Source organism: Actinophytocola sp., from assembly GCF_009379765.1.
In the GTDB taxonomy this organism is placed as follows: Bacteria; Actinomycetota; Actinomycetes; order Mycobacteriales; family Pseudonocardiaceae; genus Actinophytocola.
This window is the reverse complement of the sequence record NZ_WHTD01000052.1, coordinates 20,358-45,882: the sequence shown is the minus strand read 5'-3', so window position 1 is coordinate 45,882 and position 25,525 is coordinate 20,358. Positions and strand designations below refer to the sequence as shown.

The following is a 25,525-nucleotide window of genomic DNA, read 5'->3' as shown; positions in this document are numbered from 1 at the left end:
TGCCGCTCATCCAAGTGCGGCAGGATCGTCCCGAACTTCGCCGCCAGGACCTGCTCATCGATCTCCACGACCATGGCCATACCAGAACCATGACAGAACAATCACGACATGTACAAGTTAATTTGAGACAATTCCTTAGTTCACCCGGTTGGTGGGATGCGGAGCGCGGCAATCAGCGCGGTGACGTCCACGCCGTGCAGGAAAGAGCCGGCGGGGTTCTTGCTGTCGCGGATATGGCGCAACGTGTGGGCAACCTCGACACAGGCGGACTGTCCGGCCGAACGGCGAGACTTCTTGAACCGTAACGGCTCCTGGCGCATGAGCTAGCTCCCGAGGTCGCTCCGTTCGATCAGCTCCTCAAGTTTATCCTGCGTTGCCCGCTCTGACAGAGCCATGTCGCGGAGCTGCTTGCGGGCGTAGGTGTACGGGTCGGTCTCCTCGTCGAACAGGAACGTGGACGAGCCCAGGTGCTCCAACATGACCACCGGTCCGGCCTGTTCGAAGGTCATCAGGTACCAGCTGGTGAAGATGTACGGAGTCGGCGCCTCAACCAATCGCACCGTCACACCGTCACGCCTGGACAGCGCGAGCAGGTGGCGAAGCTGCTTGCCGAAGATCGCTGGTCCTCCGAGCTGGTTGGTCAAGGCGGCGGACCCGATGAGCGCCAGATAGTCCAGGTCGCGTCGGTCCAGCAGCTTCTGCCGCTGAAGCCTGGCACCGATGCGGGGGTTGACCTCGGATTCCGGCACGCCCGTGCCGTGCATAGTTTCAGCGGCGTATTCCGGAACTTGCAGGAGACCCGGGATGATGCCCGGGCACCATTCCGTCATGCGGACGGCTTCGTGCTCGTAGGAAGCCAGGGCGCCCAGATCACCGGGGACGCCGGGTAGCGGACGGTCCCACCAGCCGAGCGCGACCGGTTTGCTGGCCCAGGCGACCAGTTCGTCGCGGCGCTCGGCGGGCAACTCGTAGATCATCGCGAGGCCCATCACCGCCTCGGGGGAGATGTGCCGCTGACCGCGTTCCAGGCGGCTGAGCGTGGAGACGTTCCACTGGATCACCTTGGCGACCTCGTGGAGGCTTTTGCCAGCGGCTTGTCGGATCGCGCGCAGTTCCGCGCCCAACGCCCGGTCGCGCGGTGTCCCCGGCCTGTGCTTGCCGCCCATGGATGTCCGTCTCTTTCTGTCAGTGCGGTCAACGCCTTACGTTCGGTGAAAGCGCGCGGGCAAATAGTGCCACGGGAACGGCGGATTGGCAGGACGACCAGATGGACCACGGCGAGTCGGTGCTCATGGCGAAGCTGGCCGGCCTCAACACTCGCATCGCGCGGTTCATCCTGGGCACGCACGACCGCGACGCCGCGCGACCGTCGGCCGGGGACGGGGTCGAGCTCGGCCGGGACCTGGTCGCGCTGGGCAGGGCCGTGCAGCGGCACGCGCGGCTGCGCACCGCGCCGTGGGGGCATTCCTACCTTGAGCCACAGCGGGGGCACGTGCGCGCGACCAAGAACGGCACCACCACGGTGAGCGTGATCGACGGCGCCGCTGTCGGGCCGGCGGTCTGCGGCGCGTGGCTGGTCGCCGACCTACCAAACCCGAACAGGAACGATTTCACCGCGTGCTCGGCGTGCCTGGCCGCCCTGGGCCAAGAGCCGTGCTGACCGGCACGGAACCCCTGTAACTGCCGGGATTCTTCACCGAACGTCGGGCTTGCCGGCTCCATCAGCACGGCGTGGATCTTGCGGAGGCTGCCGCTGGCGAGTCCGTGCACTCGTGCTGCTTCAGTCGCCTTCGTACGGAAGTTGCGTCGCTCGTCGACTTCCGCAAGCAACCTGGTCGACACCAGCGTGCACTCTCACTCCTAATCCGAAAATGAAGGTGACTGGTGCTGGTGACCATGCTGGTTGGTGACGTGGTTGCCTGGCACGGCGGTGGGCGTCGCGCTGGTCGGTGTGGTCGTGCTCAGGCAGCGGGTTCGAGGGTGACGCGGTGGCCGAGGTTCTGCAGCTGCCGTACGTGGTTGCGCATCTTGCGGTTGAGGTTGACGCGGCTGTCGTAGTAGCCGGATCCGAGGTCGACGAATCGGGTCGTCTCGTCGTTGAGTAGATGCCAGATGATGATCAGGATCGATCGGCCAGTGGCGACGACGGCGCGTTTGTTGCCACGACGGCGGGCGATCCGCCGGTACCTTTCACCGAGGAATGTGTCGGTGCGGCTGGCCGCGACGGCCGCTTCGCCCAGAACGCGGGCGAGGTAGCGGTTGCCGTGGCCGGTGCCGCTGTTGCCCTTCTTGCGGCCAGCGGACTCGCTGATACCGGGCGCGAACCTGGCCCAGGACACCAGATGGGCCGAGGTCGGGAATCGGGACATGTCCACGCCGATCTCGGCGGTGATCGTCTGCGCGGTGGTGAGCCCGACGCCGGTGATCTCATCGAGCCGGGTCACCGCCCGACCGAAAGGGGCGATCTGGGTGTCGACGCGGGCCTGCACCGTGGCGATGTCCGCGGTGATCGCATCGACCCGGTTCAGCATCGTGGCCAGCAGGAACGCGTGATGCTCGCTGAACCGGCCAGTGAACGCCTCCTCCAACCGGCCGGTCTTGGATCGCATTGACCCGCGAGCCATGAGCGCCAACACCTTCGGGTCACGTTCACCGGCGACCAGCGCCGCCAGCATTGCCCGACCCGATACGCCGAAAATGTCGCTGACCACCACCGACACCTTGATCAACGCGTCTTCCAGTAGCTTCTCTACCCGCTGCTTCTCCGACGTGCGGGTGCCGATCAGATCGACCCGGTATCTGGTCAAGTCCCGCAGCTCACGAATCGCTGGTGGCGGGACGAGACTGGACCGCAGCATCTGCCGCTCGGCGACCTTGCACAACCACACCGCATCCAACCGGTCGGTCTTGGGGCGCCCCGGCAGGTGCTTGACGTCCTTGGCGTTGACCAGCCACGTCTGGAACCGGTCCTCCAGCAGGTAGAACGGCGCCCGCCAGTAGTCGCTGGTGGCTTCCATCACCACCCTGGTGACACCCAGCTCAGCCAGCCAGTCACCCAAGCTCAGCAGCGATCTCGTCATCGTGGTGAAGGTGCGGACCTCCTGCATCCGTCGTGCACTTGGCCCAGGACCTGGTACCCGGACGCAGCACACCACCTCGGCCTTGCCGACATCCAACGCCGCGATCCGTTGAATGATCTCTTGATCGACTTGATCGACCTGCATCGTGCCCACCTCCGCAACGGTCACCGACAAGGGCGGTCACCCGTGGGAGCTGCAGGGAACGGCGAATCTAATCCTCGTGCTCGAAGCAACAGTGAACAGCCCAAACGTGCATCTCCCAGCGCCCGACTAACCCACGGCCTCAGCAGGACCAAGGAGACACGACGTCAACGGGCAGCCGCCCAGCATTTTCAGCCCGGAACGGCGCTCCCCGACAGGGGAGATCGGAGACTAACCCGCTGCAGAGAACCGCGGCCCCGCTGGGTCGAGAGATGATCGCACCGTGGGGGTTTGGGGGCTCGGCCCCCAAACAAAACGCGAGCGACCCCGGTCCGCGCATTCCGCGGACAGGGGTCGCCAGAGCGAGCCGCCTAAGGGAATCGAACCCTTGACCTGCTCATTACGAGTGAGCCGCTCTGGCCGACTGAGCTAAGGCGGCGAAGCGGGTTCAGTGTAGCTGGCGCTGGGGCGTCACCTGCGGGGTGGCGGTCTCGTTAGGAAACCGGACACAGGTCGGGGACCGGTGACTCGGTTACAAGGAGGCCCCACCCGATGCGCGGACGCTCAGTCGTCGCCACGGCGTTGCCGCTCGCGGCTGTCGTGCTGGCGTTTTCCGCGGCGCCCGCGCTCGCGCAGCCGGTGACGACGCCGGTACCGACACCGACCGATCCGAACTCGCCGCCGATGTCGGCGCCCGTCGGCCCCACGCCGACGGCGCACGCGGTCGGCGACTCGGGCACCGGGCTCGGCATCATCCGGCTCCTGCCGAACTCGGCGCCCACCAAGACGATCGTGCCGGGGGCCGAGGACAAGCTGCCCAAACAGGCGGCCGCGGAGTTCGGCTTCGGGCTCGCGAGCGCGCAGGCGAACTCCGAGGCCTACCTCGCGTTCGAGCGGTCGGTGGCAGAAGCGGCGCCGGGGGGCCTCGCGCTCCAGGGTTCGAGCCCGCAGGCTCCGGGCGCGCTCGCGCAGACCGCGCCGCCGAACAACCCACAGCCCACGCACAGCGGGCTGTCGCTGCCGTCGACGCCGCTGGACTCGCTGATCACGGCGAGCGCGTTGAGCGGCCAGGTGCACGCGCAGTGGGACGACGCGCTCGGCCCGTGCGTGGACACGATCTCCGACGCCTCCACCGAGGTCGGCAGCCTGTCGCTGGTCAACGCGATCCCGACGCTTCCGAACGTCACCGACCTCAGCGGCGTGTTCGACGCGTCGAAGCTCACCGCGCGGCAGGATGCGGCCGTGGTCAACGGGCTCAAGCAGCTGTCCGGCCCGCTGAGCACGCTCGGCGGTGTGCTGTCCGGCGGCGCGAGCCCGAAGGCGGACGGCACGGGCGCGCTGCTGAGCCTGCCGAACACGCTGTCGGCGCGGTCGACGGTGCGGCTCGTGGACATCCCCGGCTCGAAGAACAAGGCCGTGCAGTCGACGTCGACGCTGCAGGTCGCGAAGATCCAGCTGCTGGCCGGCACGCCGTTCGCGATGGAGATCCGGGTGGTGAGCCAGCCGACGCTGCGGGTGACGTCGACGGGCGACGAGAAGACGTCGTCGGTGAAGTACACGGCGCCGGTGCTCGAGGTCTGGCAGGGCGGCAAGCGGCTGGGCGGGCTCGACGCGGCGCACCCGTCGCTCGACATCCCGATCGGGATCCCGTTGCCGGGCGTGCCAGGCACGGAGAAGCTGCCGATCATCGGTGCCCTGCTCGCCAACGGTCAGCAGGTGACGGACGCGGTCAGCAAGGGCCTGCAGAAGCTCGACCTCGGCGTGCTGCGGCTGGGTGTCGCGCAGCTGGACGAGCGCGGCATGGGGATGACCGACCCGTTCAAGGGCTACCAGCTCGGGGCGACCGCGCGGATGCTGGACCTGCAGGTGCTGCCGACGGCGGCGCTGGGGCTGCCGAACCTGCCGTCGGCGCTGGCGCAGGTGTCGCTGGGCGAGCAGGTGGCCCGCGCGTACGCGCCGACGGGTGGGGTCGTGTGCCTTCCGTCCGACCAGCCGGTGCCGCCGCCGACGCCGCGCCCGCAGGGCATGACCCCGCCGGGGCTCGCGTACACGACGCTCGCCTACCGGACGATCCCGATGTTCTGGACCGGCACGGCGATGCTGCTGGTGGGTGTGGTGCTGGTGGCGGCCGTGCCGACGCTGCGCAACCCGCGCGGCTACGCCCTCGCGAACGGCCTCCCACCCGGCCCGCCGCGCGACGAGCCGGACCCGCCGGCCGACAAGGCACCGCCCGCGGAACCGGAAGCCGAACCAGCGGGCACCGATGCCGCCGAGGCCGAGTCGGACGCGATCGACCCGAGCGGTGGTGACCCGGCCGGCGCTTCCGCGGCGGAGGCGGTCACGGAGGGCGCCCCGCAGGCCGAGGCCGAGCCGCGGGCCGAAGCTGTTGCGCAGGTGACTGAAGCCGGGCCGTCGGCCGTGGCGACCGAAGCCGGGCCAAAGGTCGAGGCCGGGCTGACCGAGACGGTCGAGGAGGCCGGTGGGCTCGAGACCGAGGCGCCCGCGGACGAGGCCGGTGACGTCGAGGCAACCGACTCGCCGAAGGTGGTGCCGGTCGCGAGGGTGACGCCCAGCGAAGCGGCCCGGCGGAGGCGGCGGCTGCGCAAGGCCCAGCAGGCCCGCAAGCCACGACGGCGGTGATCCGGCGGTGATCCGGCGGGGGCCGTTGGCCTCCGGCCCCGGTTTCCAGCCTACTGGTGACCACCGACGAAAAAGGGCGGGCGAGAGCCGCCCTGTGGACAACCGGATGTGCGCGCGTCGGGTCAGCCGTGGTGCAGGGTGATGAGCATCGCCTCGATGGCGATCCGGGGCTTCACGTTCAGCTCCAACGCCTCGCGGCAGGCCAGGACCGCCTCCAGGCGCCGCAGCGTCGACTCCGGCGCCCACAAACCCGCGGCCTGGCGGGCGTCGGGCTCGCGGTCCGGGTGGTTCAGCGCCGCGGCGGCGGCGCTGGTCACCACCAGCACGTCCCGGTAGAAACTGGCCAGGTCCACCAGGGCCAGGTCGATCGCGTCGCGTTGGGTTCGGGTCGCTCGGCTCTTCTGGCGGCGTTCCAGCTCCTTGATCGCCGCGGCGCTGCCCCGGGTCGCCGACGCCGTGCCCTTTCCGGTACCGCCGTGGCCCATCGCGGTCTTCAGGGCGTCCTTCTCGGCCTCGTCCCGGGCGCCGCTCACCTCGACGGCGTCCGCCTCGGCGGACCTCACCAGGTCGTCCGCGCAGGTGAACACGTCCGGCAGGCGGCGAAGCGACAGCGGGATCCGCAGCACCGACTCGCGCCGGGAGCGGGCCGCCTCGTCGGTGGCCAGGCGGCGGGCCCGGCCGACGTGGCCGCCGCACACCGACGCCGCCCAGCGGGCCATGTCGTCCGCGATCCCGTCCCGGGTGCGGAGGACCTCGGCGATCGCCGGCGCCGACGGGGTGCGCAGGCCGAGGTGGCGGCAGCGCGACCGGATCGTCACCGGGACGTCGTCGGGGTGGTCGGACGGCGCGCACAGCAGGAACACCGTCCGCTCCGGTGGCTCCTCGACCGCCTTCAGCAGGGCGTTCGCGGCACCTTCGGTCAGCCTGTCCGCGTCGGTGATGATCACGACCTGCCACCGCGCGCCGGTCGGGCGGCGGGCGGAGATCTGGACCAGGGCGCGCATCTCCGCGACCGAGATCGACAGGCCTTCCGGCACGACCACGTGCACGTCGGCGTGCGTGCCGGCCATCGATGTCCGGCAGCCGGGGCACTCACCGCACCCCACCCCCGTCCCGCACTCCAACGCCGCCGCGAACGCGCGGGCCGCCACCGAGCGGCCCGACCCGGGCGGGCCGGTGAACAGCCACGCGTGCGGCACCGCCGACGCCGAGCCGGTGAACGTCCCGTCGACCATCGACGCGGCCACGGCGGCGGACGAGGTCAGGATCCCGACCGCCTCGGGCTGCCCGACGACCTGATCCCACACGGTCATGTGGTCTCCACCTTCTCGACGGCCTTCTGGACGAGAACCGACGCGGGCACCGGGGCCAGACTGTCGCTCGGCACCATGCTCGCCATGCGCCGCCCGGCCAACGTCGTCTGCACGGCGATCCGCACCCGCACCGCGACCTGCTCGGGTGTGCCGTCCGCGTCGACCACGACGTACCGGTCGGGGTCGGCCGACGCCATCTCGGTGAGCACTCGCTGCACGTGCCAGTGATGCTCGGTCGACCGGGTCCGCGACTCCGTCAGGGTGCTCGGGTCGCGGTCGAGCAGGATCGTCACGTCGGGACGCAGGCGCGCGGTGGCCCAGTCCGCGAGGCCCTCGAGCTCGGCCGGGTCGAGGCCGGCCGCGACCGACAGGTGCGCCAGCGGGCTGTCCACGAACCGCTCCATGACGACCAGCGCCCCGCGGTCGAGCGCCGGCCGGATCTGCCGCTCCACGATGTCGGCCCGCACCGCCGCGGCCACCAGCGCCTGCGCCCTGGCACCCGCCAGATGCGCCCCGGACAGAACCGACTGCAACCGTTCGTCGTCCAGTGCGGGGTCGTTGGCCAGCAGCACTTCCTTGGTGCCGGGCCGTTTCAGCCAGTCGGACAGCAGGTGCGCCTGTAACGCGGTGTCGTCGACCGTGTCGCCCTCCATGGCGATCAGCAGGCCGGTTGAGCGTCGCGGCTTGCGGCGGATGGCGGCGAGCAGGTCGGCGAGGATGGGCTCGCTGCGCCGGTCGTCCATCTGCCGGTAGGCGATGACGCCGACGAGCGCGGCGAGCAGCCCCGCGGCCAGCAGGACCGGCCGGGTGCCGTCGATGGTCATCGGCCGGCCCCAGACGATCACGTTGCGCGGCTGGACCAGGCCGACCAGCAGCGGGGTCAGCGCCATCGCGGCCGCGAGGATGATCTTCATCAGCGACTGGTAGATCGCGTTGATCCGGCCGCGGATGGCGTCCTCGATCTGGGTGCCGATGATCGTCACGCCGGTGAGGAACGCCGCACCCGCGCAGGCGCCGACCATCATCACGGTGATCAGCGAGACGGCCAGGTGCGGCGACAGCGCGACGAGGCACAGCACCAGGCCGGCGAGGACGATGGCGATGCCGAACAGCCGGTTGTGCGGCAGCCTGCGGGCGAGCTTCGGCGCGCCGGCCATGCCGGCCGCGAGGCCGATGAACATCGCCACGAACAGCAGACCGAACGTGGACTCGCCGCCGCGCAGGCTGTCCGCGTAGGGCCGTGCCGAGCCGATCAGCGCGCCGGCGGCCGCGAACGCGCCGATCATGCCGACCAGCAACCCCCGCACCAGCGGGGTGCTGCGTACGAACTGCGCCGCGTCGCGGACCATCTGGGCGAAGCCGGTCTTCTCCTCGTCCTCCCGGGCCTTGCGTTCCTTTCGGCTCAGGCGCGGGGACGGTGCCGAGTCGCGGCGGGACAGCTCGGGGATCCGGGTGGCCACGACGATCGCGCTGGCCAGGTACAGCAGGCCGTTGATCGCCAGGATGATCTTGGCGATGCCGAGCCCGTCGGGGTCGGGCTGCACGTTGAGGTTGGTGGTGATGCCGGTGATCGCCGCGTACAGGCCCGCGCCGCTGATGACCGCGATGCCGTAGGTCATCACCATGCCGAGCTGGCTCGCGGTCTCGACCTGGTCGGGCCGGCGCAGCAGGTTGGGCACCGCCGCGTCCTTCGACGGGATCCACATCATCGCGCAGCAGCCGATGAGGAAGTTGCCGATGAACAGCCAGATCGTGGAGCCGACGACGGCGATCGAGATGAACAGCGCGCAACGGAGAACGTCGCAGATGACCATGATCTTGCGGCGGTCGAACCGGTCCGCGAACAACCCGCCCAGCGGCGCGAACAGCAGGCCGGGCAGCAGCTGGGTGAGCACGACGCCGGCGAACGCGAAGCTCTGCGCCTGGTATCCCTCGGTCAGCTTGGTGACCAGACCGGTGAGCGCGAGCAGTGACAGCCAGTCACCAATACTGCACAGGTAGGTGACACCCCAGAGTCTGCGGAAGCCCCGGATGGCGAGCACGCTCCGCATCCGGTGCGTGAGGGACGCGTTCGACTCGGTCGGCGTCCGCACGCCGACACTCGAGTCCGGTCCCCCGCTGATACCCGCCACCCCACCTCCACGCAGCCCGTAATCCAGCGTAGCCGGCATCCGAGCACGTACGGATGATCGAACGGTAGTAGGTGACCTGGCGCACGGCACGCCCGGGTATGCGGGGTCAGCTGAAGATGGACGAGATCGTGTCGATGAAGCTCACGAGGAACACGATGGCGATCACGGCGATCACCAACAGTAGCGCCATGATGAGCGCGACGCTCGCGGCGGAGGACGTGCCCTTGCCCTTGCCCTTGGTGCCCGGCAGTGGCTTGGTCTGGCTCGGCGTGAACCCCCGCGGCACCCGGATGCGGCGCGTCTTCTCCGCCAGGATCGCGGGCGGCCGCACCCTGGCCGGCGGGACCGCGCCGCGTGGGCGGGACCGCTGCGCCGGAATGGCCGCGGGCCGGGGCACCCGGGTGACCGGCACCTGAGACACCGGCACCTTCGCCACCGGCGGGTCGGCGGCCGGGGTGGCCTGCTCGGCGGCCCGCGGCGCGGCCTGGGTCGGAATCCCGCCGGTGGACGGGTCGGCCCAGCCGGTGCCCAGGTCCGAGTCGAACACCGGCGCGACGGGGCCGAGGTTCAGCTCGGAGTCCTCGTCGAGCACGTTGGCCATGGCCGCACGTACCGCGGAAATGTCCGGCATCGACGGCTCGACCACCCGCACCCGGAGCGGCTCCGGCTCGTAACGGCCGCCGGTAACGAGGCCGGCAAGCGGGTCGGCCAGAACCGGCGGCGGACCTGGGTCTTGGGTGCCGTCGTTCGTCATGCGCGAAACTCCCTGGGCTACCTGGTCGTCACTGCGTGTTCCAGGTTAAGGCCCGTCGGCCTTGTGGGCGAGATAAACCTGCCGCACCGCGAGGCTGACTCGAACGTCGTCGATCAGCGGATCGAAGAACGCCTTCCGGTAGTGCGGGTCGGTCGCGGCCGACGCGGTGAAGTACAGCCCGGAGACCACGGCCAGGAAGATCGACACCTGGACCAGGGCCTTCGAGACCGGCAGCTCCAGATTGAAGAACGTCCCACTCTCGAGGAACTTGCCCTCGCCGAGCCAGGTATCCACGACGGACTTGTCGACCGCGAGTGCCCCCAGGCCGACGAAGAGGCAGAACACGAGCAGGGTCAGCACCACGATCTGCAGTGCCTGCGCCACGAACAGCACCACCCGGACGTTGATCCGCTCGGCGCGGGACAGTGGCTGGGGCCGGACCTGCCCGTCGGCTGTCTCAGCTCCGGCGGCGAGGCCCTCGAGCGGGGTGCCGCGCAGCTGCGCGGCGAGGTCGGGTACCCGGCCGGCACTGGCCCGATCGGCCATCGCGCGCAGCTCCTCGCCCAGCATCGCGGCCATGAACAACACCGCGAGAACCGCGAGGACGCCGACGACCAGCCACAGTCGCCAGCGCGGTAGAGCCTCGGCGACCTGCCACATCTCGGTGGCGAAGAACGCGAACAGCACGACGAGCACGAGCAGCGGCAGCGCCCGGGTGGCCAGCGTGCCGACGGCGCCGAGCTGGGACAGGGCGCTGCGCAGGCTCCAGGCGGCGATCGACCCGGCGCCGACGTAGACGACGAACAGGATCAGCAGCGTGCCGCCGACGTTGATGGTGAGGCCGAGCCACAGCGGCGAGCGCAGGCCCGTTACCCACTCGACCACCGGCAGGACGACGACGGTCAGCACGAGCACGATGGTGGCCAGCACGAGCCGGCCGTCGCGGTTCATCGTCCGCATCCACTTCGCCACGAGCCAACCGGCGACGAACGGCGCGACCAGCGTGGCGATGGTGACGGCGAACAGCGCGAACACGTAGGCGGTGTTGCTCAACAGTCGCTCGAGCTCGGCCGGCGGCACGTCGAGCAGCTTCGCGATCAGCGCCGCGAGCGGGTCGTTCACCAGCAGGAACGTCAGTGCTGGCGTGGCCCGCTGCAGGAGCGCCGAGCCGCGCATGTCGCGCCGCACGACCAGCGGCAGCCCGCGGCGGCGGAACCAGGCCTCGACCGCCCGACGGTCGATCTCGGGCGGTCGAGGCGCCGGCTCGGTCCGTTCCCCGCGTACCGCCGCCGCGTACCGCGCGACATGGTCCTCCCCGGTCATGACATCCCCTCGCAGGCTCGGTGATGCCGTGCCCGGTGCCGCTGTGTCATGGTTCGCTCGCAAGCTCGCTCGCGGTCGCCCTGTGACACTGTTTCGCTCGCAAGCTCGCTCACGACACCCCCTCGCAGGCTCGGTGCCGCCGCTCGCGGTCGCCCTGTAACTCTGGTTCGCTCGCAAGCTCGCTCACGAACGCGAACGGTAGCGGTCAGGACTTCGTTCTGGCCGTGGACCTCTTCGCCGGTGCCTTGCCGGCGGTCTTGGCGGGGGCCTTGCGGCGGGTGGTCGCGCGCTTGGGTGCCGGGCCTTTCGCGCGCTTCTCCGCCAGCAGCTCGGCCGCGCGCTCGTCGGTGAGCGCCTCGACGCTGTCGGACTTGCGCAGCGACGCGTTGAACTCGCCGTCGGTCACGTACGGGCCGAACCGGCCGTCCTTGACCACCATGGGCTTGCCCGACACCGGGTCGTTGCCCATCTCCTTGAGCGACGGCGCGGACGCGGCGGCCTGCCGGCCCCGGCGCTTGGGCTCGGCGTAGAGCTTGAGCGCCTCGTCGAGGGTGACCGTGAAGATGTCCGCCTCGTTGGCGAGCGACCGGGAGTCGGTGCCCTTCTTGATGTACGGGCCGTAGCGGCCGCTCTGCGCGGTGATCTCCTCGCCGCTGGCCGGGTCGTTGCCGACCACCCGCGGCAGCGACAGCAGCCGCAGCGCGTCGTCGAGCGAGACCGACTCGATGGCCATCGACTTGAACAGCGAGTTCGTGCGCGGCTTGGCCTTCTTGGCCTTGCTCGTGGTCTCGTCGTCGGACTCCGGCAGGACCTCGGTGACGTACGGGCCGAAGCGGCCTTCCTTGGCGACGATCTCGTGCCCGGTGACCGGGTCCGTGCCGAGCGTGCGGCCCTCGACCGGGGTGGCGAAGAGCTTCTCGGCGAGGTCGACGGACAGCTCGTCCGGCGGCAGGTCCTCCGGCAGGTTGGCCCGCTGCGGGTTGGCGCCGGGATCGGGGCCGTCGCCGTCGCGCTCGAGGTAGGGACCGTACCGGCCGACCCGCACGACGACGGCGCGGCCGGAGGCGTCGGCGAACAGCGGGATCGAGTTGATCTCTCGTGCGTCGATGGTGTCCACGCCCGAGCCGACGAGCTTCTTGAGCCCGCCGGAGCGGCCGACCGAGCCCTCGGCACCGATGTCGCCGCCGAAGTAGAACCCGGTGAGCCACTGGGTGCGCTGCTGCTGGCCGGACGCGATGCGGTCGAGCTCGTCCTCCATGGCGGCGGTGAAGTCGTAGTCCACGAGCCGCCCGAAGTGCCGTTCGAGGAGCCCGATCACGGAGAACGCGATCCAGGACGGCACGAGCGCGGAACCCTTCTTCCACACGTAGCCGCGGTCCTGGATGGTGTTGATGATCGACGCGTAGGTGGACGGGCGGCCGATGCCCAGCTCCTCCAGGGTCTTCACCAGGCTCGCCTCGGTGTAGCGCGGCGGCGGGCTCGTGGTGTGGCCGTCCGGGTTCAGCTCGGTGGCGGTGACGTCCTGGCCCTTGGTGAGGTGCGGCAGCCTGCGCTCGGCGTCGTCGGCCTCGCCGCCCTCCTCGGAGTCGACGGCCTCGACGTAGGCGCGCAGGAAGCCGGCGAAGGTGATGGTGCGGCCGGACGCGGCGAACGTGCACTCCTCGCCACTGGCCGCGGTGCCGGTGATGCGGACGCTCATGGTGGTGCCGCGGGCGTCGGCCATCTGCGAGGCGACCGTGCGCTGCCAGATCAGCTCGTAGAGGCGGAACTCGTCGGACTGCACCTCGCCCGCGACCTGGCCGGGGGTGCGGAACACCTCGCCGGCCGGGCGGATGGCCTCGTGCGCCTCCTGGGCGTTCTTGACCTTGCGGGTGTACTGGCGCGGCTGCGGGGAGACGTAGGCGTCGCCGTACAGCTCGCGGGCCTGCGACCGGGCCGCCGCGATCGCCGTCTCGGACAGCGTCGTGGAGTCGGTACGCATGTAGGTGATGTAGCCGTTCTCGTACAGCCGCTGGGCGATGCGCATCGTCCGCTCGGCCGAGAACCGGAGCTTGCGGCCGGCCTCCTGCTGCAGCGTGGAGGTCATGAACGGCGCGTAGGGCCTGCGGGTGTAGGGCTTCTCCTCGACGCTGGATACCGACAGCGCCGCGCCGGTGAGCGCGCCGGCGAGACGCCGGGCCTCGGGCTCGTCGAGCCGCAGGACGCTGGACTCGGACTTGAGCCTGCCGTCCTGGTTGAAGTCGCGGCCGGTGGCCAGGCGGGTGCCGTCGACCGAGAGCAGCCGGGCACCGAAGTTGCGCGGGTCGGCCTCGGCGCCCGCGTCGAGCTTGGCGGAGATGTCCCAGTACGAGGCGGGGACGAACTTCATCCGCTCCCGCTCGCGGTCGACCACGATGCGGGTGGCGACCGACTGGACGCGCCCCGCCGACAGGCCGCGGGTGATCTTCTTCCACAGGACCGGGCTGACCTCGTAGCCGTAGAGGCGGTCGAGGATGCGCCGGGTCTCCTGGGCGTCGACGAGGTCCTGGTCGAGCGGGCGGGTGTTCTCCGCGGCGGCGCGGATGGCCGTCTCGGTGATCTCGTGGAACACCATCCGGCTCACCGGCACCTTCGGCTTGAGCGCCTCCAGCAGGTGCCACGCGATGGCCTCGCCCTCGCGGTCACCGTCCGTCGCGAGGTAGAGCTCGTCGACGGTCTTGAGAGCTTCCTTGAGCTCGGTGACCGTGGACTTCTTGTCCGGCGTGACGATGTAGATCGGCTCGAAGCCGTTGTCGACGTTGACGCCGAGGTTGGACCAGGACTCGCCCTTGTACTTGGCGGGCACCTCGGCGGCCTTCCGGGGAAGGTCGCGGATGTGCCCCCGGGAGGACTCCACGACGAAGTTCCGGCCGAGGTATGAGGCGATCTTGCGCGCCTTGGCCGGTGACTCGACGATCACCAGCCGCCGCGGCTCCGACCCGTTGGTCCCGCCGCTTCTGCCCGCCTTGGTTGTCCCTGCCACGCTTGTCCCGCTCTCTCGTCAAGCTCACTCTCAGCTCGACAGTGTGCACGTTGCTCACCGTGATACCTACCCCCAGGTGCCTCGCGGCACACTTCGCGGCGGCGGTATGCCCCTATTACTTGGGTAGCACGCTCAGGCCGTCTGCCGCACACGGGATACCGCGGGCCAGTCCGATTCGGCGGCCACGGACGGTGGTCCGCCGACCAGCTCGGCGAGCCTCGCGAGCCGCCGCCGGCCGGATATCCGCAGGCCAGGGCCCTCGTCATCGGAATGGTGGCGGATCGCGGGCAAACCACACGCAGCCACCGCGGAATTCAGCGGCTCGTGCGTGTCGGGAGCGTGCGGATCGAGCCGGAGGAGGTAGCCGCCGTCGATCCAGCAGCCCGCGGCGAATACCCAGAGTCGCAATGCCGCGCCGGCGAGGTCGAGGCCGGCCGGGCACGATTTGTCCGTTCCGGTGGTCCACGCGGCGGCGAGGCCGATGAGGTCGCGGCGGAACGCGGTGCGCACGAGGAGGCCGTCCTCGGCGGTGTAGACGGTGGCGTCGACGCCGCGCTCGGCGAGCGCCTGCTCGAGCGCCCTCGCGCGCCACGTCTCGGGGACGGACACCGAGAGCCGGGCGGTCACGCCCCCGAAGCTCACGAGCCGGGAGGGGCCGCACAGCAGCCCGGCGAGGTCGCCCCGGGCAGGCGGGTTGGCCTCGGCGGAGTAGAACGACAACTGCGCCACCCGACAAAGGATAGAACACCAGTTCGACCCTTGGGAACCGGTGGATCATGACGAACCCGAACGGGCCCGCCACGCGCTGTCGCGCGGCGGGCCCGTTCGTGGGTTCGGTCGGGTCAGGACACGCCGTTGGTGACCGACTTCTCCGGGTCGGCCGAGTCGGACGCGTCGATCTGGTCGGCCGGGTCGTCCGCGATCGCGGTGCCGCGGCGCTTGGACACGACCACGGCGGCCACGATGAGCACCAGCGCGATGACCGCGATGGTGATCCGCAGGCCGGCGTTGGCGTCCGCGCCGATCGAGAAGGTCACGATGGCGGGCGCGATCAGCAGCGAGACCAGGTTCATCACCTTGATCAGCGGGTTGATCGCGGGGCCGGCGGTGTCCTTGAACGGGTCGCCCACGGTGTCGCCGATGACCGTGGCCGCGTGGGCATCGGAGCCCTTGCCGCCGTGGTTGCCGTCCTCGACCAGCTTCTTGGCGTTGTCCCACGCGCCACCGGAGTTGGCCAGGAAGACGGCCATCAGGGTGCCGGTGGCGATGGCGCCGGCCAGGTAGCCGGCCAGCGGGCCGGTGCCGAGACCGAAGCCGACCGCGATCGGCGCGAGCACCGCGAGCAGGCCGGGGGTGGCCAGCTCGCGCAGCGAGTCGCGGGTGCAGATGTCCACGACGCGGCCGTACTCCGGCCGGACCGAGCCGTCCATGATGCCCGGGTTCGCGTGGAACTGGCGGCGCACCTCGAACACGACCGCGCCCGCCGCGCGGGACACGGCGTTGACCGCGAGCCCGGAGAACATGAACACGACCGCCGCGCCGACGATGATGCCGACGAGCACGTTCGGGCTGAACACCTGGAAGGAGAACGAGCTCGGCGCGTCGGCCAGGGTGGAGCCGACGTCCGCGATGGCCTCCTGGATGGCGGTCAGGTACGAGCCGAACAGCGCGGTCGCGGCCAGTACGGCGGTCGCGATCGCGATGCCCTTGGTGATCGCCTTGGTGGTGTTGCCGACCGCGTCGAGCTCGGTGAGGATCTGCGCGCCCTCGCCCTCGACGTCGCCGGACATCTCGGCGATGCCCTGCGCGTTGTCCGAGACGGGGCCGAAGGTGTCCATCGCGACGATGACGCCGACGGTGGTGAGCAGGCCGCAGCCGGCGAGCGCGACCGCGAACAGCGCCACGAACAGCGAGCCGGACAGCAGGAACGCGCCGTACACCGAGGCGCCGATGACGAGCGCGGTGTAGACGGCGGACTCGAAGCCGACCGAGATGCCGGAGAGGATCACCGTGGCCGCACCGGTCAGCGAGGTCTTGCCGACGTCCTTGACCGGCTTGTAGTCGGTGCCGGTGAAGTAGCCGGTGAGCCAGAGGATGATGCCGGCGAGCACGATGCCGATGATCACCGCGACGGCCGCGATGAGCGCCGGGCTGCCGCTGATGTCCGGCTCGGCCGCGTCGCTCAGCTCGGAGAACGACGTCGGCAGGAACACGAAGGCCGCGACGGTGCACAGGAGCGCGGAGATCAGCGCGGAGATGTAGAACGACCGGTTGATCGCGGTGAGGCCGCTCTCGCCGACCTTCGCGCGGGTGATGTAGACGCCGATGACCGCGGTGATCACGCCGAGCGCCGGCACGATCAGCGGGAACAGCAGGCCCTGCGAGCCGAACGCCGTGGAGCCGAGGATCAGCGCGGCGACCAGGGTCACGGCGTAGGACTCGAACAGGTCGGCGGCCATGCCGGCGCAGTCGCCGACGTTGTCGCCGACGTTGTCGGCGATGGTGGCGGCGTTGCGCGGGTCGTCCTCGGGGATGCCCTGCTCGACCTTGCCGACCAGGTCCGCGCCGACGTCGGCGGCCTTGGTGAAGATGCCGCCGCCGACACGCATGAACATGGCGATCAGCGCGGCGCCGAAGCCGAAGCCCTCGAGCACCTTGGGCGCGTCGCCCGCGTAGACCAGGACGACGACCGCGGCTCCGAAGAGGCCGAGGCCGACGGTCGACATGCCGACGACGCCACCGGTGCGGAACGCGACGCGCATCGCGACCTCGCGGCCGCCCTGCTCGCGGGCCGCGGCGGCGACGCGGAGGTTGGCCTGGGTGGCGAGCCACATGCCGAGATAGCCGATGGAGAAGGAGAACACCGCGCCGACCACGAAGAACAGCGAGCGGCCGATCCGCTCGCCCCAGCCGTCGGCGGGTAGGAAGAAGAGCAGGACGAACACGATCGCCCCGAAGATCACCAGGGTGTTCCGCTGCCGCTTCAGGTATGCCCCCGCGCCTTCTTGCACGGCCTTGGCGATCTCCTGCATCTTCGAGGTGCCCTGGCCGGCGGCCAGCACCTCCTTCAGCAGCACGTAGCCAACGGCGAGGGCGGCGAGAGCGATCACGGCCACCACGACGACTACGCCGCGGTCACCGCCGGTCAGCGGCGGGCCTTCCGCTAGGTACTGCCAGGACATCGGTCCTCCAGGTACTTCTGCCTGATATGGGCGCGGATACCGGGCAGCCGATACTGGGCCACGGCATCGTCCCTGTTCGGGACGGGTGCGCCACCAGGTGTTGATGGGACGTCGGCGGAGTCTATTGGTTGGACTTCCGCGCTCCGCGAGCCGTCCCACCTACTGCGATCTCGGCAACGTCGCCGGTCGGCCGCATGATCGATTAAGAGCATCGATCCAGCCCGCCGCCCCGGCCGCTTCCCAGGGCTGTCGGTGGGATGTGCGAAGCTCGTTTCGTGGGTACGCAGCCAGGTGCACAGCGTGGCCGTCGGCTGCTCGACCGAGTGCTCGCCGGCGTGCCGATGGGCGAGAACCCGCTGCGGCACGTGCGCGAGCTGCCGGAGCGGCCGGCCACCTCGGTTCCCTGGCCCGACTGGGTGTCCTCGTCGTTGCGGTCGGCGTTCGCGGGCTGCGGGGTGTCGGCGCCGTGGGCGCACCAGGTCGAGGCGGCCACGCGTGCCCACGCCGGGCGGCACGTGGTGGTCGCGACCGGGACGGCGTCCGGGAAGTCGCTGGCCTATCAGGTGCCGGTGCTCACCGCCCTGGCCGCCAACCCGCGGGCGACGGCGTTGTACCTCTCGCCCACCAAGGCTCTCGGGGCCGACCAGCTGCGGTCGGCCTCCGCCCTCGGCGTGGCGGAGGTGCGGGCGGCGAGCTTCGACGGGGACACGCCGCTGCCGGAGCGGGACTGGGTGCGGGCGCACTCCCGGTGGGTGTTCACCAACCCCGACATGCTCCACCGCGGGATCCTGCCGGCACATGCCAAGTGGGCGCATTTCTTCCGCCGCCTGTCCTATGTGGTCGTCGACGAGTGCCACGGGTACCGCGGGGTGTTCGGCTCGCACGTGGCGCTGCTGCTGCGCCGGCTGCGGCGGGTGGCCCGGCGGTACGGGTCGGACCCGGTGTTCGTGCTGGCGTCGGCCACGGTGTCCGACCCGGCGGACTCGGCGTCGCTGCTGTCCGGGGTGCCCTGCGAGGCGGTGACCCTGGACAGCTCGCCGCGGGGCGCGCGGACGGTCGCGTTGTGGGAGCCGCCGCTGCTGGCGGAGCTGGCCGGGGAGAACGGCGCCCCGGTCCGCCGGTCGGCCGGTGCCGAGACCGCACGGATCCTCACTGACCTCGTGGTGGAGGGTGCGCGGACGCTGGCGTTCGTCCGGTCGCGGCGGGGTGCCGAGCTCACCGCGCTCTCGGCCCGCCACGCGTTGTCCGAAGTGGACTCGTCGCTGCCGTCCCGGGTGGCCGCGTACCGGGCGGGGTTCCTGCCGGAGGAGCGCCGGGCGTTGGAGAAGTCCCTCGCGGACGGTTCGCTCCTGGGGGTCGCGAGCACCAACGCGCTCGAGCTCGGGGTCGACATCGCCGGCCTGGACGCGGTCGTGGTGGCCGGATATCCGGGGACGCTGGCGTCGTTCTGGCAGCAGGCCGGTCGGGCGGGGCGGGCCGGGGACTCCGCTCTGGTGGTGTTCGTGGCGCAGGACAACCCGCTGGACACCTACCTCGTGCACCACCCGTCGGCGATGCTGGACAAAGCCGTCGAGGCCACGGTCATCGACCCCACCAACCCGTACGTGCTGGGACCCCAGCTCGCCTGCGCGGCCATGGAGCTCCCGCTCACCGACGCGTGCCTGTCGACGTTCGGCGGCGCCGCGGCCCGGCGGGTCGTCGACGAGCTGGTGGGCGACGGCATGCTGCGCCGCCGGCCCACCGGCTGGTTCTGGACCTCGCGCGAGCGCCCGCATTCCTCGGTGGACATCCGCGGTTCGGGCGGCGAGCAGATCGCGGTGGTGGAGACGGACTCCGCCCGGATGCTCGGCACGGTCGACCCCGGCTCGGCGTGCGCGACGGTGCACCCGGGTGCCGTGTACCTGCACCAGGGCACCTCCTTTGTGGTGGACGACCTCGACCTGGAGTCCGGCCTGGCCATGGTGCACCGCGAGGACCCGGAATGGTCGACCATGCCCCGCGAGCAGATCGACATCTCCGTACTGTCCACTGTGGAGCGCCGCGCGTTCGGCGCCGACGTCAGCGTGAGCCTGGGCGAGGTGGCCGTCACGTCCCACGTGGTCGGCTACCTCCGCCGGTTGCCGTCCGGCCAGGTCCTGGACCAGATCCCCCTCGACCTGCCCGAGCAGACCCTCCACACGAGAGCCGTCTGGTACACCCTCAGCGAGGCACTGCTGGCGGAGGCCGGCGTCGCCCACCGCGACGTCCCCGGCGCCCTGCACGCGGCAGAACACGCGGCGATCGGCCTGCTGCCACTGTTCGCGACGTGCGACCGGTGGGACATCGGCGGCGTCTCGACGGCCCTGCATCAGGACACCGGCGAAGCGACGGTCTTCGTCCACGACGGCCACCCCGGCGGCGCGGGCTTCGCCGACCGAGGCCACACCGCCCTGATTCCCTGGCTGACGGCAACCCGGGACGCGATCGCCGCCTGTGAATGTCCGGCCGGCTGCCCGTCGTGCGTGCAGTCCCCTAAGTGCGGCAACGGAAACGAGCCCCTCGACAAGGCTGGCGCCGTCGCCGTCCTGGACGCGGTCCTCCGGGTGGTCACCGCGAGGAACCAGAGCCCCGCCGCCTGACCGACCCACTGTCCACAGTGGTTGTCCACAACCAGGGCAACGCGCCGGGGGCCGGAGATCCGGCAGCCCCGGCGCGTTGCGTTACACCAGGCGCGCGAGGAGCGGTCAGCTACCGCTCGGGTCGGCGCGCGGTCAGGCTTGGAGCATCGGCGGGGCGTCCGTCGCGCGTGGTGGCTACGGGGAGGCGGAGACCTCCACGTGCGACGGCCATCCCTGGGGCCAGGTTCTCGCCGATGTTCCGTTGCTGGCCGCGCCGCGGGAGACCGTTTCCTCCAGCGAGCGCCCGGCATGCTCCCCGTCCCAGGTCCGGCCGCCTGGTTGCGGGAGCGGCGCCGAACAGCGGGACGGGTTGGGTGCGGTGGAACGGCATTTCTGCGGAACGCCCACCGCGGGCGAGCCGGGAGGGTGCCCCCGGCGAGGCTTGGTACACGGGTACTGCTGAGCGCATCCCACTCATCCCTTGACGTGTCAGTCCGCGGCGACCAGGCCGGTCGTCCGCGCGTAGGTCGCGTCGGCGGCCAGCGCGTCGACCAGCGCGTCCTGCACGGTGCTCGACACGGGCATCTGCCAGCCGCAGACCTCCGGACGAACCCGCCAGTGGACGACGCCGTGCTGGATCGGGGTCGGCGGCAGCGCCACGTAGCTGCCCTCGGTGTGGAGGACGACGTCGTCGTGCTCGGCGAGCGAGCTGGCGAGCTTCTGTCCGGTTTGGACCAGGAAGGTCCAGCGGTCGTCCGGCGTCGCGATGATCGGCACCGGCAGGCCGACGGTGCGCAGAACACGTGCGGCGCCCCGGCCCAGGTGGCCGGGAACCTCGATGGCGTCCAGGGTCACGCCGGTGGCGAGAAGGACGCTGTAGGGCCGGCCGCTCCACCAGGTGGCGACCTGCTCCGGCTTGGTGCCGATGCGCTCCTGCCAGTCCTGGTGCACGGGGTGCGGGCCGGTGTTCTCGATGCCCTCGCGGCCCGCCCAGTGCGAGCCAGCCGGATAGGTGCCTGGCAGCACCGGCCATCCGCGCCACGCGAGGCCGATGGCCGTTGCGCGCAGCTCGACGCGGAATGCCCTGCGCCAGCTATCCGACCAATCCATTTCCAACATGTCGGGTGCTTGCCTCCTTGTACTTCGGGCGCCCGCTGTCCGCGAGGTGCCCTACGGCTTATGTAACGGCACGACCACGGCCGGACGTAACTTGCAGTCGACAACTGGTCGTTGTGACACGGTGAGCGAATAACGGGATAGGCACGACTGAAGCTCGATGTGCCGGTCGTCGGAGGCACCGGGCACCGGGAAACGCCGTTTACCGTGCGCGGACGACCGTTCGCCCGGGTTGGCAGGCTGTTCAACAGGTCCGGCCCGGGCACGGGCTTTTGCCGGGCCGAAACCGTCCAGCACGCCGGACGGCACCGCGACGACCTCGATCAGCGCGTCCCATCCGTCCAGCCGGCAGCCCTGCAGCTGAACGCGCATCCGGTCGGTGACCCAGCGAGCCTTGCCGCACGCCGCCCGCTCCCCCTCGACGGCCGCACCCGCCGCGGCCAGGGCTGCGAGGTCGGCCGCGCCCTCGGCCCGGTGCCGGGTCGCGGCCGCCGCCCCGATCGAGACGACGAGCATGCTGACCACGAGGAGCGCCGCGATGGCGCCGGCCGCCCAGACCGTGGCCGCTCCCCGGTCATCACTTCCGCCGGGCAGCCTCGCGATCCTTGCCGCCCGGGCAACACCTGGTCGGGTCATGGGTTCGCCTCGGTGGCGGCGGGTTCGGCGATGGCGTAGGCCTCGGCATGGAGGTCGAGGCCGGGGAGCAGGCCGTTGACCGGGGCGGCTCGCACGTCGACCTGGATGGTGTCGTCCTCCACGGTGATGGCGATCGCCGCGTTGCCGGGGGCGATCTCCTCGGCCACCGCTCGGGCGCGGTCGGGTTCGCCCCTCGCGACCAGGCGGGCCGCCTCTCGGGCCGCGTCGATGCATCGCAGCTGGTCGATGGCTGCCGAGATGGCACCCAGCGCCAGCGTGAGCACCGCCACGAAGCCGGCCAGCGCGATCGCCGCCTCGACGGTGACCGCACCACCGTCCCGGTCGAGTTTTCGGCGGCCACGCCTGGTCGGGGGCATCAGATGTCCACCGTGAGGGCTCGCTGGACGATCGATGTCACTGCCGCGAGCACGTCGGCGCCGCTGACGATGGCGTACAGCACCATCGCGAAGGCCGCGGCCGCTACCAGGCCGACGCAGTACTCGACGGTGCTCATTCCGTCGTCGCCGAGCAGGAAGTCCCGGCGTGGGTGGAGGGGGAGCGGGGTCCGGTGGGGGAACATTCGGGTTCTCCTTGTCCATGGGTCTCTGGATCTATGGGTCTCTGGGTTCAGAGCGACAACCTGCCGGCCAGGCCGGCGATGATCGGCACGATGCCGAGGCAGACGAAGGCGGGTAAGAAACACAGTCCGAGCGGTGCGGCGATCAGCACGCCGGCTCGCTGCGCTCGCGCCTCGGCGGCGTCGCTCGCCGTATCGCGGACGGTGGTGGCGAGCGTGCCGACCACGTCGGCCAGCGCGGTGCCGGAACGGGCGGTGTGCCGCGCGCCGCGAGCGAGGGCCGCCGTGTGCGGGCAGTTCATCGCCGGCGTCCAGGCATCGATCGGGTCCGCACCCATGGCCAGCAGGTCGGCGGTCGCCCGCAACGCCCTGGTGGCGTCGGAGGGCAGATCGTCGGCGATGGCGGTGACCGCAGTGGGGACCGGCAGGCCGGCGCGGAGGCAAGCGGCGAGGAGGTCCCACGTCGCGGCCAGGGTGAGCGGGTCGGGTTGGGTGGTCGCGCCGCGGGTCAGGCGGCGAGCGAGCCACCAGGCCGCAACGGCCACCATCGCGCCGACGAACAGCCCCTCCGGCAAGCCCGTCACCACTGCGGTCAGCGCGCCGAGCGAGGCGGCCAAGGCGATCCGCGGTGCCTTCGGGCCGAGGCCGGGCCGAGCGCGGCGGGCGCCACCGAGCCTGGCCAGCCGCAGACCTGGCAGCTTGGCCCTGGACCAGAGCGGGACCGCCGCGGCCAGCAGGACCAGCGCGATGCTGTTCGGGTTCACGACGGCACCACCTGGCCCGTGAGCCGGCCGCACCAAGCCACCCCCGCGCACAGCAGGGCGATGCCGATGACGAGCAGCACTTGGCCGAGCCCGGGGCCGGTCAGCACGCGCAGTGGGTGGGCGCCCATCGCCTCGCCGAGCCCGATGCCGAGGACGGGCAGCAACGCGAGGGTGGTGGCGCTGGTGCGCGGGCCGGCCATCCGGGCGAGGACCTGGCGGGCGAACCGGACGCGCTGGTCGAGGTCGCGGCCGACCGCGTCGAGGACGTCGGCGAGCGGCAGCCCGTGGCGTTGTGCCAGCGCCCACGCTCTCGACACCCTGGCCAGGACGCCGGCAAGCGTTTGCGTGCCGTCGAGCGCGCGTTGGACGTCACCGTCGAGTCGCGCCGCGGCGGCGATGGCTCGCATCGGTGCGGCGGCGTGCGGTTGGGCGTCCGCCGCAGCTGCTTCGGCGGCCTCGGCCGGGTGGGCGCCGGCCCGCAGTCCGGCGACGAGCGAGCGGAGCGCCTCGGTGAGCCCGTCGATGGCGGACAGGGAGCGGTGCAGTTGTCCCCTGGCTCGCCAGCGACGCCAGACCGTGACGGTCGCGAGAGCCGCGGCGATGGCGCCACCGACGCCGGCCATGAGCCATCCGGCGACGGCCGCCGCGGTGGTGAGCGTGACCGAGCTGGGGCGAGGCGGGCCGAGCCGCCGGTGGTGGCGCGTCCCGACGAGGTCGAGGTTGCGGAGTCGGGTGGCGGCGGGAGAGCCGGCCCAGGTGAGGAGGGCCAGCGCGCAGCAGAGCAGGCTCACCATGGCGGCTCGACCTCCCGTGTTTCGAGCAGCTCACCGAGGACGGCTTTGTCCTGGGGCCACGCGGGGACGACCTGCACGCCGTTGGCGGTTCGCTCGAGGACACCGACCTCGTCGAGGCGGCGGGTGCCGTCCGGGTGGCGGCGCATGTGGAGCACGACCTGGAAGGCGGCCGCGAGCTGGCTGTGCAGAGCGTCGCGAGAGAGGCCACCGAGCGCGGCGAGCGCCTCCATGCGGGCGGGGAGCTCGGCCGGGGAGTTGGCGTGGACGGTGCCGGCGCCGCCGTCGTGGCCGGTGTTGAGTGCGGTGAGCAGGTCGCACACCTCGGCACCGCGGACCTCGCCGACGACGATGCGGTCGGGTCGCATGCGCAGGCCTTGGCGGACGAGGTCGGCGAGCGTGACCTCGCCGGCGCCTTCGACGTTGGGTGGGCGGGCGATGAGCCGGACGAACTGGGGATGGTCGGGTTGAAGCTCGCCGGCGTCCTCGACGGTGACGATGCGTTCGTGGTGGGAGACGCGGCCGAGGAGGGCGCTCAGCAGTGAGGTCTTGCCGGCGCCGGTGCCGCCGGTGACGACGAAGGCGAGCCGGGCGTCGACGACGGCTCCGAGAAGTCGGTGGGTGCGTTGGTCGAAGGTGCCGAGCCGGTGAAGGGACCCGAGGTCGTGGCCGGCGCGCCGGAGTACGCGCAGGGACAGGCATGTGCCGTCGGCGGCGACGGGCGGCAGGACCGCATGCAGGCGTATGCGCCCGAGCGCGCCGACCGGTAGCCAGGCATCGACGAACGGTTGGGCGTCGTCGAGCCGGCGGCCGCAGGCGAGGGCGAGCCGCTGGGCGAGACGACGGACGGCGTCCTCGTCGGGGAAGGTGACGTCCGTGCGGCGGAGGCCGCCGACGCCGTCGAGCCAGACCTGGTCCGGTCCGGTGACGAGGACGTCGGTGGTGCCGTCGGCGCGGAGCAGCGGGTCGAGCGGCCCGGCGCCGACGAACTCCTGACGCATGAGGCGGAGAGCGTCGAGGACGTCGGCGTCGCCGACGATGCCGCCGGCCTCCTCGCGAACGGCCCGCGCGACGACGGCCGAGGTGATCTCGGTGCCGCTGCTGGCGAGCCGGCTGCGGACCCTGCCGACGAGGTTGTCCGAGGCGTTCATGACGCCGCTCGCAGGTCGGTCGGGACACGTTGGGCGGCGCAGGGGTCGCAGGCCCTCGGCGCGTTCGGGTAGGTGGGGCACGGGGTCGCGGACGCGGGGCAGCGCGCAGGCGGCCGTTGGCTCCGCGCGGGCGCTCGCAGGCGGCCGGGGTGGACTCGGTGCATGGGGAAGGGCGTCAGGCCGGTCATGACATGGCTCGCAAGGTTGACGCGTCGGCTGTGGCTTCGCGGCTGATGGCGATGGGCAGCGGCGGGTGGGGCCGTGGATGTCGGCTCTGGTTGTCGGGGCCGAGTACGTAAGGGGCGGCAGCGGCCGCTTCGCCGCTGC

20 protein-coding genes and 1 tRNA gene are annotated in these 25,525 nt (G+C 71.3%); 3 read left to right on the top strand and 18 right to left on the bottom strand.

The genetic code is table 11. The annotated features are described in order from the left end of the window. Nucleotides 1-140: 140 nt before the first annotated feature. Together GEV28_RS17745 and GEV28_RS17740 are read right to left on the bottom strand one after the other, a co-directional pair. Nucleotides 141-320 carry a DUF397 domain-containing protein gene (locus GEV28_RS17745; RefSeq protein ID WP_291413186.1) on the bottom strand — a complete coding sequence of 60 codons (180 nt, stop codon included), beginning with the start codon at nt 318-320 and terminating at the stop codon, nt 141-143. A 3-nt stretch (nt 321-323) separates the two neighbouring features. Further along, nucleotides 324-1,166, bottom strand: a complete 843-nt coding sequence (locus GEV28_RS17740) for a helix-turn-helix transcriptional regulator (protein WP_291413185.1) — start codon at nt 1,164-1,166, stop codon at nt 324-326. A gap of 101 nt (nt 1,167-1,267) precedes the next feature. On the opposite strand from GEV28_RS17740, the gene GEV28_RS17735 reads away from it, so the two are divergent. After that, a complete protein-coding gene (locus GEV28_RS17735) occupies nt 1,268-1,660 on the top strand; it encodes a hypothetical protein (protein ID WP_291413184.1) in 393 nt (130 codons plus the stop codon). A gap of 301 nt (nt 1,661-1,961) precedes the next feature. On the opposite strand, the gene GEV28_RS17730 is transcribed toward GEV28_RS17735, so the two are convergent. Together GEV28_RS17730 and GEV28_RS17725 are read right to left on the bottom strand one after the other, a co-directional pair. Further along, entirely contained in the window at nt 1,962-3,224 is a 1,263-nt protein-coding gene (locus GEV28_RS17730; protein WP_291413183.1) for an IS110 family transposase, read from the bottom strand. 362 nt (nt 3,225-3,586) lie between these two features. Next, a tRNA-Thr gene (locus tag GEV28_RS17725) sits at nt 3,587-3,660 on the bottom strand. Nucleotides 3,661-3,773: 113 nt separating this feature from the next. On the opposite strand from GEV28_RS17725, the gene GEV28_RS17720 reads away from it, so the two are divergent. Further along, complete coding sequence (locus GEV28_RS17720) at nt 3,774-5,861, top strand: hypothetical protein (RefSeq protein WP_291413182.1); 2,088 nt, start codon at nt 3,774-3,776, stop codon at nt 5,859-5,861. A gap of 122 nt (nt 5,862-5,983) precedes the next feature. Here GEV28_RS17720 and GEV28_RS17715 read toward each other — a convergent pair whose 3' ends face one another. From GEV28_RS17715 to GEV28_RS17685, 7 genes are all read right to left on the bottom strand, one after another. Further along, complete coding sequence (locus GEV28_RS17715; RefSeq protein WP_291413181.1) at nt 5,984-7,174, bottom strand: DNA polymerase III subunit delta'; 1,191 nt, start codon at nt 7,172-7,174, stop codon at nt 5,984-5,986. Continuing rightward, nucleotides 7,171-9,225, bottom strand: a complete 2,055-nt coding sequence (locus GEV28_RS17710) for a dTMP kinase (protein WP_291413191.1) — start codon at nt 9,223-9,225, stop codon at nt 7,171-7,173. The genes GEV28_RS17715 and GEV28_RS17710 overlap by 4 nt, the downstream gene beginning before the upstream one ends. Before the next feature lie 187 nt (nt 9,226-9,412). Next, nucleotides 9,413-10,060, bottom strand: a complete 648-nt coding sequence (locus GEV28_RS17705) for a hypothetical protein (protein ID WP_291413180.1) — start codon at nt 10,058-10,060, stop codon at nt 9,413-9,415. A 45-nt stretch (nt 10,061-10,105) separates the two neighbouring features. After that, nucleotides 10,106-11,383, bottom strand: a complete 1,278-nt coding sequence (locus tag GEV28_RS17700) for a hypothetical protein (protein WP_291413179.1) — start codon at nt 11,381-11,383, stop codon at nt 10,106-10,108. A gap of 205 nt (nt 11,384-11,588) precedes the next feature. Then, nucleotides 11,589-14,384: a type I DNA topoisomerase gene (topA, locus tag GEV28_RS17695; protein WP_291413178.1), complete on the bottom strand. Its 2,796-nt coding sequence runs from the start codon at nt 14,382-14,384 to the stop codon at nt 11,589-11,591. 132 nt (nt 14,385-14,516) lie between these two features. Further along, nucleotides 14,517-15,113 carry a hypothetical protein gene (locus GEV28_RS17690; RefSeq protein ID WP_291413177.1) on the bottom strand — a complete coding sequence of 199 codons (597 nt, stop codon included), beginning with the start codon at nt 15,111-15,113 and terminating at the stop codon, nt 14,517-14,519. Nucleotides 15,114-15,226: 113 nt separating this feature from the next. Beyond that, on the bottom strand, nt 15,227-17,566 hold the full coding sequence (locus GEV28_RS17685) for a sodium-translocating pyrophosphatase (protein ID WP_291413176.1): 2,340 nt from the start codon (nt 17,564-17,566) through the stop codon (nt 15,227-15,229). A 341-nt stretch (nt 17,567-17,907) separates the two neighbouring features. Here GEV28_RS17685 and GEV28_RS17680 point away from each other — a divergent pair, with 341 nt between their 5' ends. Continuing rightward, on the top strand, nt 17,908-20,184 hold the full coding sequence (locus tag GEV28_RS17680; protein WP_291413190.1) for a DEAD/DEAH box helicase: 2,277 nt from the start codon (nt 17,908-17,910) through the stop codon (nt 20,182-20,184). 468 nt (nt 20,185-20,652) lie between these two features. Here GEV28_RS17680 and GEV28_RS17675 read toward each other — a convergent pair whose 3' ends face one another. From GEV28_RS17675 to GEV28_RS17645, 7 genes are read right to left on the bottom strand one after another with little or no spacing between them, the layout of a single operon-like run. Next, nucleotides 20,653-21,282 (bottom strand): bifunctional DNA primase/polymerase, encoded by a 630-nt coding sequence (locus GEV28_RS17675; protein ID WP_291413175.1) that lies wholly within the window; start codon nt 21,280-21,282, stop codon nt 20,653-20,655. A 51-nt stretch (nt 21,283-21,333) separates the two neighbouring features. Continuing rightward, a complete protein-coding gene (locus tag GEV28_RS17670; protein WP_367115118.1) occupies nt 21,334-21,915 on the bottom strand; it encodes an Rv3654c family TadE-like protein in 582 nt (193 codons plus the stop codon). Continuing rightward, the gene (locus tag GEV28_RS17665) at nt 21,912-22,292 is read right to left on the bottom strand and encodes a TadE family type IV pilus minor pilin (RefSeq protein ID WP_291413174.1); all 381 of its coding nucleotides are present in this window, start codon (nt 22,290-22,292) and stop codon (nt 21,912-21,914) included. Before GEV28_RS17665 ends, GEV28_RS17670 begins: the two co-directional genes overlap by 4 nt. Next, nucleotides 22,292-22,495: a DUF4244 domain-containing protein gene (locus GEV28_RS17660; protein ID WP_291413173.1), complete on the bottom strand. Its 204-nt coding sequence runs from the start codon at nt 22,493-22,495 to the stop codon at nt 22,292-22,294. Before GEV28_RS17660 ends, GEV28_RS17665 begins: the two co-directional genes overlap by 1 nt. Before the next feature lie 47 nt (nt 22,496-22,542). Beyond that, a complete protein-coding gene (locus tag GEV28_RS17655; RefSeq protein WP_291413172.1) occupies nt 22,543-23,256 on the bottom strand; it encodes a type II secretion system F family protein in 714 nt (237 codons plus the stop codon). Continuing rightward, entirely contained in the window at nt 23,253-24,050 is a 798-nt protein-coding gene (locus GEV28_RS17650) for a type II secretion system F family protein (RefSeq protein ID WP_291413171.1), read from the bottom strand. Before GEV28_RS17650 ends, GEV28_RS17655 begins: the two co-directional genes overlap by 4 nt. Next, nucleotides 24,044-25,198, bottom strand: a complete 1,155-nt coding sequence (locus GEV28_RS17645) for a TadA family conjugal transfer-associated ATPase (protein WP_291413170.1) — start codon at nt 25,196-25,198, stop codon at nt 24,044-24,046. The genes GEV28_RS17650 and GEV28_RS17645 overlap by 7 nt, the downstream gene beginning before the upstream one ends. Between the last annotated feature and the right edge of the window lie 327 nt (nt 25,199-25,525).